Genomic DNA, 15433 nt, shown 5'->3' on the forward strand with positions numbered 1-15433 from the left:
TCACGCCACGATGTCGTATCGGTCGAGGTTCATCACCTTGGTCCATGCCTTGGCGAAGTCCTTGACGAACTTCTCCTTGGAGTCCGAGGTGGCATAGACCTCGGCGAAGGCGCGAAGCTGCGAGTGCGAGCCGAAGATCAGGTCGACGCGCGTGGCGGTCCACTTGACGGTGTTGGTCTTGCGGTCATGCCCTTCGTAGACGCCGTCGGCACCGGGCGGTGCCCACTGCGTGCTCATATCGAGCAGGTTGACGAAGTAGTCGTTGGTCAACGTACCCACCTTCGAGGTGAAGACGCCGTGCTTCGACCCGCCGGCATTGGCGCCGAGCACACGCAGGCCACCGACCAGCACCGTCATCTCGGGACCGGTGAGCCTCAGGAGCTGGGCGCGGTCCACGAGAGCCTCTTCAGGATGCATGAACTGATGCCGCTTGCCGATGTAGTTGCGGAAGCCATCGGCGCGCGGCTCCAGCGGTGCAAAGGAGGTCACATCCGTCTGCTCCTGCGAGGCATCCATGCGGCCCGGCGTGAAGCCGACCTTCACGTCGACGCCGGCATCCTTGGCGGCCTTCTCGACCGCGGCGGTGCCGCCGAGCACGATCAGGTCCGCCAGCGAGACCTTCTTCGCGCCGGATGACGCATTGAAGTCCTTCTGGATCGCTTCGAGCTTGCCGAGCACCTTGGAGAGCTGAGCCGGCTCGTTCACCTCCCAGTCCTTCTGCGGCGCGAGACGAATGCGCGCACCGTTGGCACCACCGCGCTTGTCCGAGCCGCGGAACGTCGAGGCAGACGCCCATGCGGTCGAGACCAGCTCGGACACCGAGAGACCGGAAGCCAGGATCTTGGTCTTCAGCGAGGCGATATCCTGCTCGCTGACCAGTTCGTGGTTCACAGCCGGAATCGGATCCTGCCAGATCAGCGTCTCCTTCGGCACCAGCGGGCCGAGGTAGCGCTGGACAGGCCCCATGTCGCGATGGGTGAGCTTGAACCAGGCGCGGGCAAACGCATCCGCGAACTGATCAGGATGCTCGAGGAAGCGGCGCGAGATCTTCTCATAGGCCGGATCGAACCGCAGCGAGAGGTCCGTCGTCAGCATGGTCGGTACGTGCTTCTTCGACTTGTCGAAGGCGTCGGGAATGACCGGTTCGGTAGTCTTGGCCTTCCACTGCTGGGCACCGGCAGGGCTCTTCGTCAGCTCCCATTCGTAGTTGAAGAGGTTCTCGAAGAAGTAGTTGCTCCACTTCGTCGGCGTCTGCGACCAGGTGACTTCCGGACCGCCGGTGATTGTATCGGCACCCATGCCGGTGCCGTGCTTGCTCTTCCAGCCGAGACCCTGATCCTCGACTGCACCCGCCTCCGGCTCCGGACCGACCAGCGACGGATCGCCGGCGCCGTGAGTCTTGCCGAAGGTATGGCCGCCGGCGATCAGCGCGACGGTTTCCTCGTCGTTCATCGCCATGCGGGCGAACGTCTCGCGGATGTCCTTGGCCGCAGCGACCGGATCCGGCTTGCCGTTCGGCCCTTCCGGATTGACGTAGATGAGGCCCATCTGCACCGCGCCGAGCGGCTCGGCGAGCTGACGCTCACCGCTGTAGCGCTCATCGCCGAGCCAGGTGCCTTCCGGACCCCAATAGAGCTCTTCCGGCTCCCAGACGTCGACGCGACCGCCGGCGAAGCCGAAGGTCTTGAAGCCCATCGATTCCAGCGCGACGTTGCCGGCGAGCACCATCAGATCGGCCCAGGAAATCTTGCGGCCGTATTTCTGCTTGATCGGCCAGAGCAGACGGCGCGCCTTGTCGAGATTGGCGTTGTCGGGCCAGCTGTTGAGCGGCGCGAAGCGCTGCTGACCGGCGCCGGCGCCACCGCGGCCGTCGGTGATACGGTAGGTGCCCGCGCTGTGCCAGGCCATGCGGATCATGAGGCCGCCATAGTGACCGAAGTCGGCGGGCCACCATTCCTGCGAGTCCGTCATCAGAGCGGTCAGGTCCTTGATGACCGCATTCAGGTCGAGCGACTTGAACTCCTTGGCGTAATCGAAGCCCTTGTCCATCGGATCGGACTTGTCCGAGTTCTTGTGCAGGACCTCGACGTTGAGCTGCGTTGGCCACCAGTCGCGGTTTGTACGCGTGGGTTTTCCGCCCGAAAACGGGCACTTCGAAGTGTCGTCCATGAATACCTCCTCTGGCGGCGTCGAACTCGCGCCCTTGACCAGGTAGAACCACTCTAAGCGCCGCGTCCCATCAGGGGAAGTTGACTTTAGTGATCGCTGCGATAGGATTTTCTTATGATAAATGTGACGCTGCGCCAGCTCCGGTATTTCGATGCGCTGGCGCGTCATGGCCATTTCGGCCGCGCCGCCGAATCCTGTTCCATCTCGCAACCGGCCCTGTCGATGCAAATCAAGGAGCTGGAGGAGACGCTCGGCGGGCTGTTGCTGGAGCGCAGCGCGCGGCAGGTCGCGCTGACCCGGTTCGGCGAGGAGCTCGCCCAGCGCGTCCGTGAGATCCTGCGCTCGGTCGACGAACTCGGCGATTTCGCCCGGGCCTCGCAGGACCGCTTTGCCGGCCGCCTGCGCATCGGCATGATCCCGACGATCGCGCCTTACCTGCTGCCCAAGATCACCAAGAATCTCACGCGCATGCATCCAGAGCTCGATATCCGCGTGCGCGAGACCATGACTCCCCGGCTGATCCAGGAACTGGTGGAAGGCCGGCTCGACACCGCCATCGTGGCGCTGCCGGTCTCGGAGCCCTCGCTCACCGAGGTTGCTCTGTTCGAGGAGAAGTTCCTGCTGGTGCGGCCTGGCGTGGATGAGGGCACACCGGTGCCGTCGCGCGAGATGATGCGCGAGATGCGGCTCCTGCTGCTCGAGGAGGGGCACTGCTTCCGCGACCAGGCGCTCTCCTTCTGCAACATGCAGTCGGCGCCGCCGCGCGAGATGCTGGACGCCAATTCACTCTCGACGCTGGTCCAGATGGTCAGCGCCGGCATCGGCGTCACCTTGATCCCGGAGATGGCGGTGCCGGTGGAGACGCGATCGGCCTCGGTCTCGGTGGCGCGCTTCCGCGACCCCGAGCCGTCGCGCACCATCGGCATGGTCTGGCGCAAGACCAGCCCGCTGGCACGGCAGCTGCTGCAGATCTCCGAGGTGGTCTGCCTGTCGGCCGGCAAGGTGCGCGCGCGTCAGAGCGTGCGCAGCCAGCGGGCCTAGCTCCGATGCCGCATCCCGTCATCCGCCCTGCCCGCGCAGACGAGTATGATGAGGTCGGCCGCGTCTGGATGGAGAGCTGGGCCTCGACCGGGCTTGCCGAGACAAGCGACTTCCTGCTGGCCAACCTGCGTGCGCGCATCAGGCGCGAGATCGCGAACGGCTGGAGCCTGTTCGTCGCCGACGACAACGGCACGATCGCTGCGATGCTGGCACTGCATGTGCCAAAGCTCTATCTCGACATGCTCTTCGTCGCGCCCGACTATCAGGGGCGTTCGCTCGGGCGGCGACTGCTCGCGTTTGCGCGGACGCAAATGCCCGATGAAATGTACCTGCGTTGCGTGCGCGAGAACGAAAAGGCCTGGCGCTGGTACGAGCGCGAGGGCTTTGTATTCGAGAAGGAAGAGATCGAGCCGTCGAATGGGTTCATAATGAAATATTACCGGTGGAAGAGGGCAGCTTGAAGCCGCGCGTCACGCTTGCAGGCGCCGCTTACACGCTCTAGTTTTGCAACTCTCACACTATCGACCGCTCATTCCCCGATCATGTTCTGTCGTTTCATCGTCGCCGGCATCCTCGCTTCATCGTGCCTGACTGCCACTGGATGGGCCGAGGTCCCCACATCGGCGGCTCCTGCCGCGCCTGGCAAACCGGCTGTCAAGAAACCCGCCTCCAAGCCAAATGCAGCGAAGGCCAATGCGGCCACGAGGCAACCGGCAGCGATCGAGACCGGCCCTTGCCGCCTGGGCGTCATTTCAGCGATCGGCGGTCGGTTCTCGGTCGAGAAGTTCGGCCTCACGGTGTTCGAGACCGAATTCAACGAGATTCCGATCGACGATTGGAGCCTTGACGACATCCCGCTGGCTCGTGTGCGTGCCGCAAGCGGCGCCGATCCGTCGATCAGGAAGATCAGCTACCCCAAGGGAGCGTTCGAGCCATTCTACAATCCAAAATCCAGGCTCTTCCCTGATCCGAGCGAGCGTTTACCGGCCATCGTTCGCAACATCACCTCCAATGCGAATTGCGACCGCTATCTCGTGGTGACGCGGTACAAGACCGAATTGCAAGGCACCAGCCTGGTTCTGGACGGCATCGGCGCCTACAGCCGGGGCCTCGGCTCTTTCGCCAGACATTCGCATTTGTTCGCCAATGTTGCGGTCAACCTGATTGACGGCAGGAGCTATGAACAGATCAACCGGCATTTCGCGAATTTCGGCTCCAATCTCGCGGAGAGCATGAGGCTGACGGAAGATCCGATCACCAAGCTCGACAATTCGCAGTTTCCCGATCCTCCCGCCGCCGCAGCGAGCAATGCGACATTGCGAGAAAGGACCCGGGCACTCGTTGCGGCAAGGCTCGACCGGACTCTCCCCGGCTACCTCAAGCAAGATTAAGCGACTCGCCGTCGTGGTCCAGTCGACCAAGATGTCGCAAGGCATCACCTCCATGCATTGCGACATGTACGTTGCGGATTCACGGCGGACAGGCGATGAATGAGCCTCGTCGCGCTCCACGTTGAGGAGGCTCCTCGCCATGATCAAGCTCTACTGGTCTCCCCGCTCGCGCTCGTTCACGACGCTTTGGCTGATGGAAGAGAGCGGCCTGCCCTACGAGCGCGTGCTGACCGATATTTCGACCGGCGCGCAGAAGACGCCGGTCTTTCTAAAGATCAATCCGATGGGCAAGGTGCCGGCGCTGACCGACGGCGACGCGGCGCTCGGGGAAGCCGCAGCCATCTGCGCTTACATCGCCGACCGCTATCCCGAGACGAAACTGGCGCCCGCGGTGACCGACCCGCGCCGCGCGCGCTATCTGCAATGGCTGTTCTTCTCGCCGGGCTGCATCGAGCCCGCCATCATCCAGATCTTCACCAAGATCGAGATCCCGACCTCGACCGCGGCGTGGGGTAGTGCGACGCAGGTGTTCGACGTGCTGGAAGCCGCGCTTGAGAAAGGACCGTGGATTCTCGGCGAAGAATTTTCCGCCGCCGACATCACGGTCGGCTCAGGCCTGAATTTCGCGGTACGCCTGTTCAAGATGGTGCCGTCGCGCCCGGCCTTCGACGCCTATCTGGCGCGCTGCATGGCGCGGCCGGCGTTCCAGCGCGCGGAGAAGATCGCGGCGGGTTAGTCCGGCGTCTTCAGATCGTCCGGCCGCGGCATCAGGATGATGTTGTAGCCGGAATCCACATAATGAATCTCGCCGGTCACGCCGCCGGAGAGATCCGACAGCAGATAAAGCGCCGAGCCGCCGAGGTCGTCGAGCGTGACGCCGCGACGAAGCGGCGCGTGCTTCTGCATGAAGGCGAACATCGCGCGCGCCTCGCCGATGCCGGAGCCGGCGAGCGTGCGGATGGGGCCCGCGGAGATCGCGTTGACGCGGATGCCGCGCGGTCCGAAATCGGCGGCGAGATAGCGCACGGAGGCTTCCAGCGCCGCCTTGGCCACGCCCATCACGTTGTAGTTCGGCATCGCGCGCTCCGACGCGCCGAACGTCAGCGTGATCATGCTGCCGCCTTCCGTCATCAGCTCGGCGGCACGTTTTGCGACCTCCGTGAACGAGAAGCAGGAGATCACCATGGTGCGCGAAAAATTCTCGCGGCTGGTGTCGGCGTAGCGGCCCTTCAGCTCGTTCTTGTCGGCAAAGCCGATCGCGTGGATCACGAAGTCGAGCCGGCCCCATTTCTCGCGGAGCGTAGCGAAGGTGGCATCGACACTGGCGATGTCCTCGACGTCGCAAGGCAGCACCAGATCCACGCCAAGCTGCTCCGCCAGCGGCTTGACGCGCTTGCCGAGAGCCTCGCCCTGGAAGGTGAAGGCAAGCTCGGCGCCGTGGGCATGCAGCGTCCTCGCCATGCCCCAGGCTATGGAATGATCATTGGCGATGCCCATGATCAGACCGCGCTTGCCTTTCATCAATCCTTCCATCTCACGATCACCTTCCGCTGTCGTCATGCCCGGGCATAGCCGTCTGAAGGACGGCGTCGCTTCGCTCGCCTATGTCCCGGCCATCCACGGCCTTCGACGCCTAAAGCCAAGACGTGGATGGCCGGGACGAGCCCGGCCATGACGAAAAAATCAACAGTGCGCCAACAATGATGTCACGCATCCAGCCGGCTGAACACAAGCGTGGCGTTGGTGCCGCCGAAGCCGAAGGAGTTCGACAGCACGGTGCCGATCTTGACGTTGTCGATGCGCTTGCGCACGATCGGCATGTCGGCGAACACGGGATCGAGCTCCTGGATGTGCGCGCTCTCGCAGATGAAGCCGTTGTTCATCATCAGCAGCGAATAGATCGCTTCCTGCACGCCGGTGGCGCCCAGCGAGTGGCCGGTCAGCGCCTTGGTCGCCGAGATCGGCGGGCACTTCTCACCGACGCCGAACACTTTTCGGATCGCCTCGATCTCCGGCGGATCGCCGGCAGGTGTCGAGGTCGCGTGCGGATTGATGTAGTCGACCTTGGTCTTCACCGTCGACATCGCCATGCGCATGCAGCGCTCGGCGCCTTCGCCCGACGGCGCGACCATGTCGTGGCCGTCCGAGGTCGCGCCGTAGCCGACGATCTCGCCATAGATGCGCGCGCCGCGCGCCCTGGCATGCTCCAGCTCTTCCAGCACCAGCACGCCGGCGCCGCCGGCGATGACGAAGCCATCGCGGTTGAGGTCGTAGGGACGCGAGGCCGTGGCCGGCGTGTCGTTGTACTTCGAGGACATCGCGCCCATGGCGTCGAACAGCACCGACAGCGACCAGTCGAGCTCCTCGCAGCCACCGGCGAAGATGATGTCCTGCTTGCCGATCTGGATCGTCTCGTAGGCATTTCCGACGCAATGGTTCGACGTTGCGCAGGCCGAGGAGATCGAATAGTTCACGCCCTTGATCTTGAACCAGGTTGCAAGCGTCGCGGAGGCCGTGGAGGACATCGCCTTGGGCACCGCAAACGGGCCGACGCGCTTCGGTCCCTTGGAGCGGGTGATATCGGCGGCTTCGACGATGGTGCGCGCCGAGGGACCGCCGGAGCCCATGATGATGCCGGTGCGGATATTGGAGACTTCGTCGGGCGACAGGCCGGAATCCTGGATCGCCTGCTCCATCGCGACGTGATTCCACGCCGCACCCTGGCCGAGGAAACGCATCGCGCGGCGGTCGACCACCGTCGAAGGATCGAGCGTGGGCTCGCCTTGCACCTGCGAACGGAAGCCGAGCTCGGCATATTTCTCAGCCCGCGAAATGCCCGACTTCGCCTCGTGAAGGCTCGCAAGCACTTCCTGGGTGTTGTTTCCGATGGACGAGACGATGCCCATTCCGGTGACCACAACCCGCCTCATGACAGCCTCGCCTCAATCGTTGTCTTCTTGGTGATGCGCTCAGCTCAGGCTCGTGCCCTGCTTGAACAGGCCAACCTTCAGATCCTTGGCGCGATAAATAATCTGGTCATCGACCGAAAGCCACCCGTCGGCGATACCGAGCACCAGCTTTGCCCGCATCACGCGTTTGATATCGATGTTGTACACAACCTTGCGGGCGTCGGTCAGCACCTGGCCGCCGAACTTCAGCTCGCTCAGGCCGAGCGCCCGGCCGCGGCCTTCGCCGCCGATCCAGCCGAGGTAAAAGCCGACCATTTGCCACAGCGCATCCAGGCCGAGGCAACCGGGCATCACCGGGTCGTTCTTGAAATGGCAGCCGAAGAACCAGAGGTCAGGCTTCACGTCGAGCTCGGCGCGCACCAGGCCCTTGCTGAACTCGCCGCCATTGTCGGTGATTTCCGTGATGCGGTCGAACATCAGCATCGGCGGCAGCGGCAGCTGGGCATTGCCCGGGCCGAACATCTCGCCGCGGGCACAGGCCAGCAGATCTTCGTAGTCGTAACCGTTGCGCCTGTTCAGCATTCAAGAGCCTCTGTTCAATCCCGATTGAGCGGCGTTCCTTGGCGAAAATGGGCCCCGTCTCGATCGGACAGCAACGCCAATTGCCACCGTCGGCCGCGACTCGCGCAAGCCCCGGATGGACTGCGAACCGAGCCTCCATGCCCGGCTGCACCAAAATCGGCTAAGGCGGAACCGCGCGCTCTCTAACACAGGCCATTTCGGGTGGCAAAGCGCATCCATGAAGGTAAAATGACGCGCTCCACCACCGGTTCCAAGCCTGATTAGAACGTCTCTAGTTGCGAGAAACTTGCATCTGCATCTTTCTCTTCTTATGTTACGGAGAGATATTGTTCACGCGTGCCCGAAATCTGGAAATGACCGAGAATACCGCGTCCCATCACGACGATGACGCCCATGCTGCGGCCCTCCTGTCCGGCCGCCAGCCGGCCCTGACCGGCTGCCCGTGGCACGACGTCAACGAAATGCTCCAGTCCGCGGGGCTCCGTCCGACGCGCCAGCGCATGGCGCTCGGCTGGCTGCTGTTCGGCAAGGGTGCACGTCACCTCACGGCTGAAATGCTCTACGAGGAAGCCACGCTGGCCAAGGTCCCGGTGTCGCTGGCGACCGTCTACAACACGCTGAACCAGCTCACCGATGCCGGCCTGCTCCGCCAGGTCAGTGTCGACGGCACCAAGACCTATTTCGACACCAACGTCACCACCCACCATCACTACTACCTCGAGAACAGCCACGAGCTGGTCGATATCGAGGACCCGCATCTGGTGCTGTCCAAGATGCCGGAGGTGCCCGAAGGTTATGAGATCGCGCGCATCGACATGGTCGTGCGCCTGCGCAAGAAGCGCTGAAGCATTCCCGACATTGCTGATTTGATCGTCATGGCCGGGGCTTGTCCCGGCCATCGACGTTTTGGGACCAGGCGAGAAGCGCGTGGATGCCCGGTCGAGCCTAGTCAAGCCCGGGCATGACGGCTGGGGCAGCAGCTTGCGCTTCTGCCTACGGCGTCAGTTCACCTGCTCGTCCGAGTAGACGCCCCAGAGGCGCTCCTGCTGGATCCAGCCGTCGAAGCCGTTGCCGATGACGCGGCACCAGCTTGCGGCGCACTTCTTCACCTGCGTGACGACGCCGGCCTGGAGCTTTGCTGCAACCGCGCTGTCGGGATCGGGCCGATCATAGATCGGAGCGAGGTCGTCCTTGTGCTTCATGGTGACGACGGCGGTGCGGCGACCTGACAGGAGCGAGTGATAGACCCAGCCCTCGGCGCCCTCGGAATCGCGCACCCGGCGCCAGTTCTCGAACTCGGCGGTAATTTCGACCGGCAGGCCGGCGCGGGTGTAGACCCAGGCCACGTCGTTGTCCTTGGTCGGGCCGGCGCGGACATTCACGTGATCCGATTTGAGGCTGACATAGCGCGGCACGGGCAAACCGCTGGCGGTCTGCGGGCCATTATCCTTCGCCGAATGCGAGGGGCCGACCGAGGCGCTCAACCAGGTGCAAACGAGCGCCATCACCGAACAAAAACGCCCCAACGCCATCAACCCGTCTCCTGTCGAAGACCCGGCCAAACCGGATCCTCACCCCGAACTCCAAAACCCTGCCGCGTCTGCCCCTTCTCCCCGCCCCACGCGGGTTCCAACCCTTGGCCCGTGGTTCTTGTCTTGGCCCGGCCTTCTGCTAGAGAGGACGGGCACTTGAACAACCAGTTTGCCCCGATTTTCCGGCCGGAAATGTCGGGAGAGCTTGGAGGAAGCGCCGGGGACGGACACGGCAAGGGCAGTGTCGAACAACCGGGTTAATGAGGCCTCAACGACCTGCCTTTGGCGACAGAGGCGGCCCGCGACGCCTCATGAGAGCAGGACATGTCGGTGAAGAAAAAGCCCCTCGTCGTGGTGACGCGCAAGCTGCCGGATTCGATCGAAACGCGAATGCGCGAGCTGTTCGACGCGCGGATCAATCTCGAGGACGCGCCGATGTCGGCCGAGCAGATCGCGGAAGCTGCGCGCACCGCCGACGTGCTGGTTCCGACCGTGACCGATCACATCAGCGCCGATATCGTGAACCAGCCCGACTGCAAGCTCCGCCTGATCGCCAATTTCGGCAATGGCGTCGACAATATCGACGTCGTGGCCGCCCATGCCCGCGGCATCACCGTCACCAATACGCCGAAGGTTCTGACCGAAGACACCGCGGACATGACCATGGCGCTGATCCTCGCAGTGCCCAGGCGGATGATCGAAGGCGCCTCGATCCTGACCGAAGGAAAGCCCTGGGCGGGCTGGTCGCCGACGTGGATGCTCGGCCACCGCATCGGCGGCAAGCGTCTGGGCATCATCGGCATGGGCCGCATCGGCCAGGCGGTGGCGCGCCGCGCGCGCGCTTTCGGCCTTCAGATCCACTATCACAACCGCCGTCCCGTCGCTCCTGTCATCGCCGAAGAGCTTGGCGCGACCTATTGGGAAAGCCTCGACCAGATGCTGGCGCGGATGGACATCATCTCGGTGAACTGTCCGCACACGCCGGCGACCTATCATCTGCTCTCGGCGCGGCGGCTGAAGCTGATCCGCAAGGACGCCTACATCGTCAACACCGCGCGCGGCGAGGTGACCGACGAGGACACGCTGATCAAGTTGATCGAAGGCGGCGAGATTGCCGGCGCCGGCCTCGACGTCTACGAGCACGAGCCCGCGGTCAACCCGAAGCTGGTGCGGCTCGCCAGGGCCGGCAAGGTGACGCTGTTGCCGCATATGGGCTCGGCCACGATCGAGGGCCGCGTCGAGATGGGCGAGAAGGTGATCATCAACATCCGCACCTTCCTCGACGCCCACAAGCCGCCGGACCGCGTGCTGCCGAGCATGCTCTGAGGTTTACGTCCTGCGCCCTTCGCGCTTGCGCCAGTCCGCGACGAAATCGATGAACGCACGAAGCGCAGGCGGCACCTGGCGTCGACTCGGATAGTACAGGAACGGTCCGGGAAACGGCTCGCACCAATCTTCCATCAGCCTGACGAGCGTTCCCGATTTCACGGCATCGCCGACATAGCCGTCGAGCGTCGCCCATATGCCGGCGCCGTCGAGCGCGGCGCGCATGGCAAGGCCCATATTGGTCGAGATCAGCTTGGCCGGCGGATCGACCTTCACGATCTGGCCGTTCTTCTCGAACTCCCAATCGTGCATGACGCCGCTGGAGTAGCGGGCGCGGATGCAGTCATGATCGAGAAGATCCTTCGGATGCTTCGGTTTGCCGCGGCGCGCGAGGTAAGCAGGCGAGGCGACGACGGCATAGTGCTGCGGACCGCTCAGCGGAATCGCCACCATGTCCTGCGCGAGGTGTTCGCCATAGCGCACGCCGGCATCAAAGCCGGCGCCGACGATGTCGACGAAGCCGCTTTCGGAGACGATGTCGAGATCGACCTGCGGATGCGCCGCGAGAAACGACCCGACCATCGGCGCCAGCACCAGATCGACCGCCGGCGGCGGTGCGTTGATGCGCAGGCGGCCCGAGGCGACCTCGCGCAGACCGCGGACCTGATCCAGGGCATCGCCGACATCGCGCAACGCCGGCGCAACGCGCGACAGCAGCAATTCGCCCGCCTCGGTCAGGGCGACGCTGCGAGTGGTGCGGTTCACCAGGCGGACGCCGAGGCGCTCCTCCAGACCTCGGAGTCGCTGGCTAAGGCTCGACACGGACACGCGAATTTCGACCGCCGCACGCCGGAAATTGCGGGTGCGGGCGACCGCCACGAAGATATCGAGATCGCGCAGGTCAGGCTCGGCCATTGTTCACCAATGTGAACAAGCCATTCTGGATTGTCCATCTTATCGGCCCAATCGAGCAGACGCATATCCAGCCTCGTCACGCGGCGCAATCAGCTTGCCGCCTTTCGAGGAAGCCATCATGGAACAACGCACACTCGGTTCAACCGGCCCCACCGTCTCAAGCCTCGGTCTCGGCTGCATGGCCATGTCGGACGCCTATGGTCCTTCCGATCGCGGCGAGAGCATCGCCACCATCCATGCGGCGCTCGATGCCGGCATCACGCTGCTCGACACCGGCGATTTCTACGCCATGGGCCATAACGAGATGCTGATCCGTGAGGCGCTCAAGAACGTCTCACGCGAAAAGGTGCAGATCAGCGTCAAGTTCGGCGCGCTACGCGGCCCCGCCGGCGATTTCACCGGCATGGACTGCCGGCCGGCCGCAACCAGGAATTTCCTCGCCTATTCGCTCCAGCGGCTCGGCACCGACTATGTGGACATCTATCGTCCGGCGCGCCTCGATCCGAACGTTCCCATCGAAGACACCATCGGCGGCCTCGCCGATCTCGTGAAGGCCGGCTACGTCAGGCATATCGGCCTGTCCGAGGTCGGCTCCGACACCATCCGCCGCGCGCATGCCGTGCATCCGATCGCAGATCTCCAGGTCGAATATTCGCTGATCGAGCGCGGCATCGAACGCGACATCCTCAAGACCTGCCGCGAACTCGGCATCGGTATCACCGCCTATGGTGTCCTGGCGCGCGGCCTGATCAGCGGTCACTGGTCGAAGGATTCGGGCAAGACCGGCAAGGACTACCGGCTGATGACGCCGCGCTTCCAGGGCGCGAACCTCGACGCCAATCTCGCGCTGGTGGATTCTCTACGCGCGGTCGCGAATGAAGTCGGCGCAACGCCGGCGCAAGTCGCGATCGCCTGGGTGGCGGCGCAGGGCCGGGAGATCGTGCCACTGGTCGGCGCCCGTACCCGCAACCGTCTCGACGAAGCGCTCGGCGCAACCAGGGTGACGCTGACGCAAACGCATCTCGCAGCGCTGGCAAAAGCCTTCCCGCCCGATGTCGCTGCCGGCACGCGTTACACGGCCGAGCAGATGGCGCATCTCGACAGCGAGAAGCCGGCCACGAGGTAACGACGGCAATCAGGTGCGATGGGCGCCGAGATCGCTGATCACAGGCCCGTCGCCGTTGAGCGGATTGGCGGGATCGCGCCCGTAGCGCAGCGTCTCGAAGCGCATCGCGCGTGCATCGATCATCAGGAGGCGGCCGACGAGGCCGTCGCCGAAGCCAACGATCTCGCGGATCGCCTCCAGCGCCATCATCGAACCGAGCACGCCTGCCAGCGCCCCCATGACGCCGGCCTCCGCACAGGCGGGCACCGTGCCGGGCGGCGGCGCCTCGGGAAACAGGCAGCGATAGGTCGGATTGAATTCGCCCTGCTCATTCGTCTCATGCGCGCGGATGGTGGTGAGCGAGCCGTCGAAGGTCCCGAGCGCCGCCGTGATCAACGGCCGCTTCGCGAAGAAGCAGGCGTCGGAGACGAGATAGCGCGTCGAGAAATTGTCGGAGCCGTCGAGCACGAGGTCGTAGCCGCCGATCAGGCTGAGCGCATTGTCGGCGTTGAGCCAGGTGGCATGACCGACGAAGCGGACATGCGGATTGAGCGCCGAGATCCGCTCTGCCGCGCTCTCGACCTTGTGGCGGCCGATGTCGGGCGTGGTGTGGATGACTTGGCGCTGCAGATTGGACAACGACACGACGTCGTCGTCGACCACGCCGAGCGTGCCGATGCCGGCGGCAGCCAGATACATCAGCGCGGGCGCGCCGAGCCCGCCGGCGCCGATCACCAGCACGGAGGCCCGCTTCAGCGCAGCCTGGCCCGGCCCGCCGACATCGCGCAGCACGATGTGGCGGGCATAGCGTTCGAGTTCGTCCGTGCTCAGCATCGTCCTACATTCCTCTCACTCCTCATGGTGAGGAGCGCGGAACGCGCGTCTCGAACCATGAAGGCCCCGATCTCGCCCGTGGCCATCCTTCGAGACGCGGCCTCGAGGCCGCTCCTCAGGATGAGGACTTGGGTTCGTGGCTCCTGTCAAACCTGAACCAGCCCAACATTGTTCGCGACCAACGAGATGTGCTTCAATGGCATGGCGTTCAATGGGCTGGCTGGATTTGTCATGAGATCGATGCTTGCGGCAACACTGATGTTCGCGGCCGCAACAGGCGCGCACGCCCAGATGACGGCGCCACGGGTCCCCGGCACCAACCCGAAGACGGTTCAGACCGTTCCGGTCCGGCCTCCCGCAATGCAGACGCCGTCGGCGACGGCCGATGCCATGGCAAAAGCGCAGCGGCTGTCGCTCCAGTCCGACCTCGCCTGGGTCGGCCAATATAACGGCGCCATCACCGGCGACGTCAGCGAGCGCATGGTCAACGCCATCAAGGAGTACCAGAAGGCCAAGGGCGGCAAGCCGACCGGCGTGCTCAATCCGCAGGAGCGCGCCGCGCTCGCCGAGGCGGCGCGAAAGAAGCAGGACAGCGTTGGCTGGAAGATCGTGACGGAGCCGACCAGCGGCGCCCGGCTCGGCATTCCCACCAGGCTGGTGCCGCAGCAGGCAAGCGACGCCAACGGCTCGAAATGGACCTCCCCGACCGGAACCGTGCAGGTGCTGCTCAGCCGGCGCAAGGAGGTGAACCCGACCTCGGCAAAGCTCGCCGACCTGGAGAAGGAGCCGTCCGGGCGCAAGGTCGATTACACCGTGGTGAAGCCCGACTTCTTCGTGCTGTCGGGATTGCAGGGCCTGAAGAAATTTTACGTGCGTGGCACCTTCAAGGGCGACGAGGTCCGCACCATGACGATCCTCTACGACCAGGCGACCGAGAACACGGTCGAGCCGGTGGTGATCGCGATGTCGAGCGCATTCGATGCATTTCCGTCCGGACCGCAAGCCGGGCCGCCGCCGCGCAAGACCGTCGAATATGGCACCGGCATCGTCGTCAGCGACGACGGTGCGATCGTCACCGACCGCCTCGTCACCGATGGCTGCCTCGCGATCACGATCGCCGGTCATGGCAACGCCGACCGCCTCGCCGAGGACAAGGAGCATGATCTCGCGCTCCTGCACATCTACGGCGCCCGCGCCCTGAAGCCGCTCAGCCTCGCCGGCGGCGCAGCGAAGGCGAATGTCGACATCGTCGGCATCGCCGATCCGCAGAGCCAGGGCGGCGCGGCCGGCGTGTCGAGCGTCAAGGCTGCGCTGACGCCGGCGACAAGCAGCAATTTCGCGCTGTCGCCTTCGCCCGCGGTCGGATTCTCCGGCAGCCCGGCCATCGACGCCGACGGCAAGTTCGCGGGCATCGTGCTGCTGAAACCGGCGATGGTCGCGGGCCCCGCGACGTCGATACCGGCGTCGCAGGCCTTCATGGTCTCGGCGGAGACCCTGCACAATTTTCTCAAGGCGAACGCCGTCACCCCAAACGGCACGTCGACGGATGCAAAGGCCGCCGTCGTCCGCGTGATCTGCGTGAGGAAGTAGGCGCGTATCCGGACGCGGCGTGGCACGCAAGGCCTTTGT

Annotated in this window: 15 protein-coding genes; 8 read left to right on the plus strand and 7 right to left on the minus strand. The window is 64.5% G+C overall.

All coding sequences use genetic code 11. The features are described 5' to 3' along the window. Window positions 1-2169, minus strand: coding sequence for a catalase/peroxidase HPI (gene katG, locus ACSHT2_RS20085; RefSeq protein ID WP_440636024.1), 2169 nt, complete (start codon window positions 2167-2169; stop codon window positions 1-3). Between the two features lie 114 nt (window positions 2170-2283). Between katG and ACSHT2_RS20090 the strand changes: the two genes are divergently transcribed. The 4 genes from ACSHT2_RS20090 (at window position 2284) to ACSHT2_RS20105 (ending at window position 5337) form a co-directional block, all read left to right on the plus strand. Continuing rightward, the gene (locus ACSHT2_RS20090; protein WP_440636025.1) at window positions 2284-3210 is read left to right on the plus strand and encodes a LysR substrate-binding domain-containing protein; all 927 of its coding nucleotides are present in this window, start codon (window positions 2284-2286) and stop codon (window positions 3208-3210) included. A gap of 5 nt (window positions 3211-3215) precedes the next feature. Next, window positions 3216-3671 (plus strand): GNAT family N-acetyltransferase, encoded by a 456-nt coding sequence (locus ACSHT2_RS20095; RefSeq protein ID WP_440636026.1) that lies wholly within the window; start codon window positions 3216-3218, stop codon window positions 3669-3671. Between the two features lie 81 nt (window positions 3672-3752). Next, on the plus strand, window positions 3753-4601 hold the full coding sequence (locus ACSHT2_RS20100) for a hypothetical protein (RefSeq protein ID WP_440636027.1): 849 nt from the start codon (window positions 3753-3755) through the stop codon (window positions 4599-4601). 139 nt (window positions 4602-4740) lie between these two features. Further along, on the plus strand, window positions 4741-5337 hold the full coding sequence (locus ACSHT2_RS20105) for a glutathione S-transferase family protein (RefSeq protein WP_440636028.1): 597 nt from the start codon (window positions 4741-4743) through the stop codon (window positions 5335-5337). On the opposite strand, the gene fabI is transcribed toward ACSHT2_RS20105, so the two are convergent. The 3 genes from fabI to fabA all read right to left on the minus strand — a co-directional run bounded on the left by fabI (window position 5334) and on the right by fabA (window position 8092). Then, on the minus strand, window positions 5334-6134 hold the full coding sequence (gene fabI / locus ACSHT2_RS20110; RefSeq protein ID WP_440636030.1) for an enoyl-ACP reductase FabI: 801 nt from the start codon (window positions 6132-6134) through the stop codon (window positions 5334-5336). The genes ACSHT2_RS20105 and fabI overlap by 4 nt on opposite strands. Before the next feature lie 173 nt (window positions 6135-6307). Next, window positions 6308-7531 (minus strand): beta-ketoacyl-ACP synthase I, encoded by a 1224-nt coding sequence (gene fabB / locus ACSHT2_RS20115; protein ID WP_440636031.1) that lies wholly within the window; start codon window positions 7529-7531, stop codon window positions 6308-6310. 39 nt (window positions 7532-7570) lie between these two features. Continuing rightward, complete coding sequence (gene fabA / locus ACSHT2_RS20120) at window positions 7571-8092, minus strand: 3-hydroxyacyl-[acyl-carrier-protein] dehydratase FabA (RefSeq protein WP_440636033.1); 522 nt, start codon at window positions 8090-8092, stop codon at window positions 7571-7573. Window positions 8093-8445: 353 nt separating this feature from the next. Here fabA and irrA point away from each other — a divergent pair, with 353 nt between their 5' ends. Then, window positions 8446-8937 (plus strand): iron response transcriptional regulator IrrA, encoded by a 492-nt coding sequence (gene irrA / locus ACSHT2_RS20125; protein WP_440636034.1) that lies wholly within the window; start codon window positions 8446-8448, stop codon window positions 8935-8937. A gap of 156 nt (window positions 8938-9093) precedes the next feature. Here irrA and ACSHT2_RS20130 read toward each other — a convergent pair whose 3' ends face one another. Next, window positions 9094-9624, minus strand: coding sequence for an SH3 domain-containing protein (locus ACSHT2_RS20130; protein WP_440636036.1), 531 nt, complete (start codon window positions 9622-9624; stop codon window positions 9094-9096). Between the two features lie 324 nt (window positions 9625-9948). Here ACSHT2_RS20130 and ACSHT2_RS20135 point away from each other — a divergent pair, with 324 nt between their 5' ends. Then, on the plus strand, window positions 9949-10950 hold the full coding sequence (locus ACSHT2_RS20135) for a 2-hydroxyacid dehydrogenase (protein WP_440636037.1): 1002 nt from the start codon (window positions 9949-9951) through the stop codon (window positions 10948-10950). A 3-nt stretch (window positions 10951-10953) separates the two neighbouring features. Here the strand turns inward: ACSHT2_RS20135 and ACSHT2_RS20140 are convergent, their stop codons facing one another. Next, entirely contained in the window at window positions 10954-11865 is a 912-nt protein-coding gene (locus tag ACSHT2_RS20140) for a LysR family transcriptional regulator (RefSeq protein ID WP_440636038.1), read from the minus strand. 118 nt (window positions 11866-11983) lie between these two features. Here ACSHT2_RS20140 and ACSHT2_RS20145 point away from each other — a divergent pair, with 118 nt between their 5' ends. Further along, entirely contained in the window at window positions 11984-12991 is a 1008-nt protein-coding gene (locus ACSHT2_RS20145) for an aldo/keto reductase (protein ID WP_440636040.1), read from the plus strand. Between the two features lie 9 nt (window positions 12992-13000). On the opposite strand, the gene ACSHT2_RS20150 is transcribed toward ACSHT2_RS20145, so the two are convergent. After that, entirely contained in the window at window positions 13001-13804 is an 804-nt protein-coding gene (locus ACSHT2_RS20150; RefSeq protein WP_440636042.1) for a HesA/MoeB/ThiF family protein, read from the minus strand. 231 nt (window positions 13805-14035) lie between these two features. Here ACSHT2_RS20150 and ACSHT2_RS20155 point away from each other — a divergent pair, with 231 nt between their 5' ends. Further along, window positions 14036-15394, plus strand: a complete 1359-nt coding sequence (locus tag ACSHT2_RS20155) for a serine protease (protein WP_440636044.1) — start codon at window positions 14036-14038, stop codon at window positions 15392-15394. The last annotated feature ends 39 nt before the right edge of the window (window positions 15395-15433 follow it).

It is taken from the genome of Bradyrhizobium sp. PUT101, assembly GCF_052043945.1.
In the GTDB taxonomy this organism is placed as follows: Bacteria; Pseudomonadota; Alphaproteobacteria; order Rhizobiales; family Xanthobacteraceae; genus Bradyrhizobium.

Coding starts and splice junctions, on each gene's coding strand:
- irrA (WP_440636034.1), top strand. CDS start 8,446: ATGACCGAGAATACCGCGTCCCATCACGACGATGACGCCCATGCTGCG.
- fabB (WP_440636031.1), bottom strand. CDS start 7,531: ATGAGGCGGGTTGTGGTCACCGGAATGGGCATCGTCTCGTCCATCGGA.
- ACSHT2_RS20090 (WP_440636025.1), top strand. CDS start 2,284: ATGATAAATGTGACGCTGCGCCAGCTCCGGTATTTCGATGCGCTGGCG.
- ACSHT2_RS20140 (WP_440636038.1), bottom strand. CDS start 11,865: ATGGCCGAGCCTGACCTGCGCGATCTCGATATCTTCGTGGCGGTCGCC.
- ACSHT2_RS20145 (WP_440636040.1), top strand. CDS start 11,984: ATGGAACAACGCACACTCGGTTCAACCGGCCCCACCGTCTCAAGCCTC.
- fabA (WP_440636033.1), bottom strand. CDS start 8,092: ATGCTGAACAGGCGCAACGGTTACGACTACGAAGATCTGCTGGCCTGT.
- ACSHT2_RS20150 (WP_440636042.1), bottom strand. CDS start 13,804: ATGCTGAGCACGGACGAACTCGAACGCTATGCCCGCCACATCGTGCTG.
- ACSHT2_RS20155 (WP_440636044.1), top strand. CDS start 14,036: ATGAGATCGATGCTTGCGGCAACACTGATGTTCGCGGCCGCAACAGGC.
- katG (WP_440636024.1), bottom strand. CDS start 2,169: ATGGACGACACTTCGAAGTGCCCGTTTTCGGGCGGAAAACCCACGCGT.
- ACSHT2_RS20130 (WP_440636036.1), bottom strand. CDS start 9,624: ATGGCGTTGGGGCGTTTTTGTTCGGTGATGGCGCTCGTTTGCACCTGG.
- ACSHT2_RS20095 (WP_440636026.1), top strand. CDS start 3,216: ATGCCGCATCCCGTCATCCGCCCTGCCCGCGCAGACGAGTATGATGAG.
- ACSHT2_RS20100 (WP_440636027.1), top strand. CDS start 3,753: ATGTTCTGTCGTTTCATCGTCGCCGGCATCCTCGCTTCATCGTGCCTG.
- fabI (WP_440636030.1), bottom strand. CDS start 6,134: ATGGAAGGATTGATGAAAGGCAAGCGCGGTCTGATCATGGGCATCGCC.
- ACSHT2_RS20135 (WP_440636037.1), top strand. CDS start 9,949: ATGTCGGTGAAGAAAAAGCCCCTCGTCGTGGTGACGCGCAAGCTGCCG.
- ACSHT2_RS20105 (WP_440636028.1), top strand. CDS start 4,741: ATGATCAAGCTCTACTGGTCTCCCCGCTCGCGCTCGTTCACGACGCTT.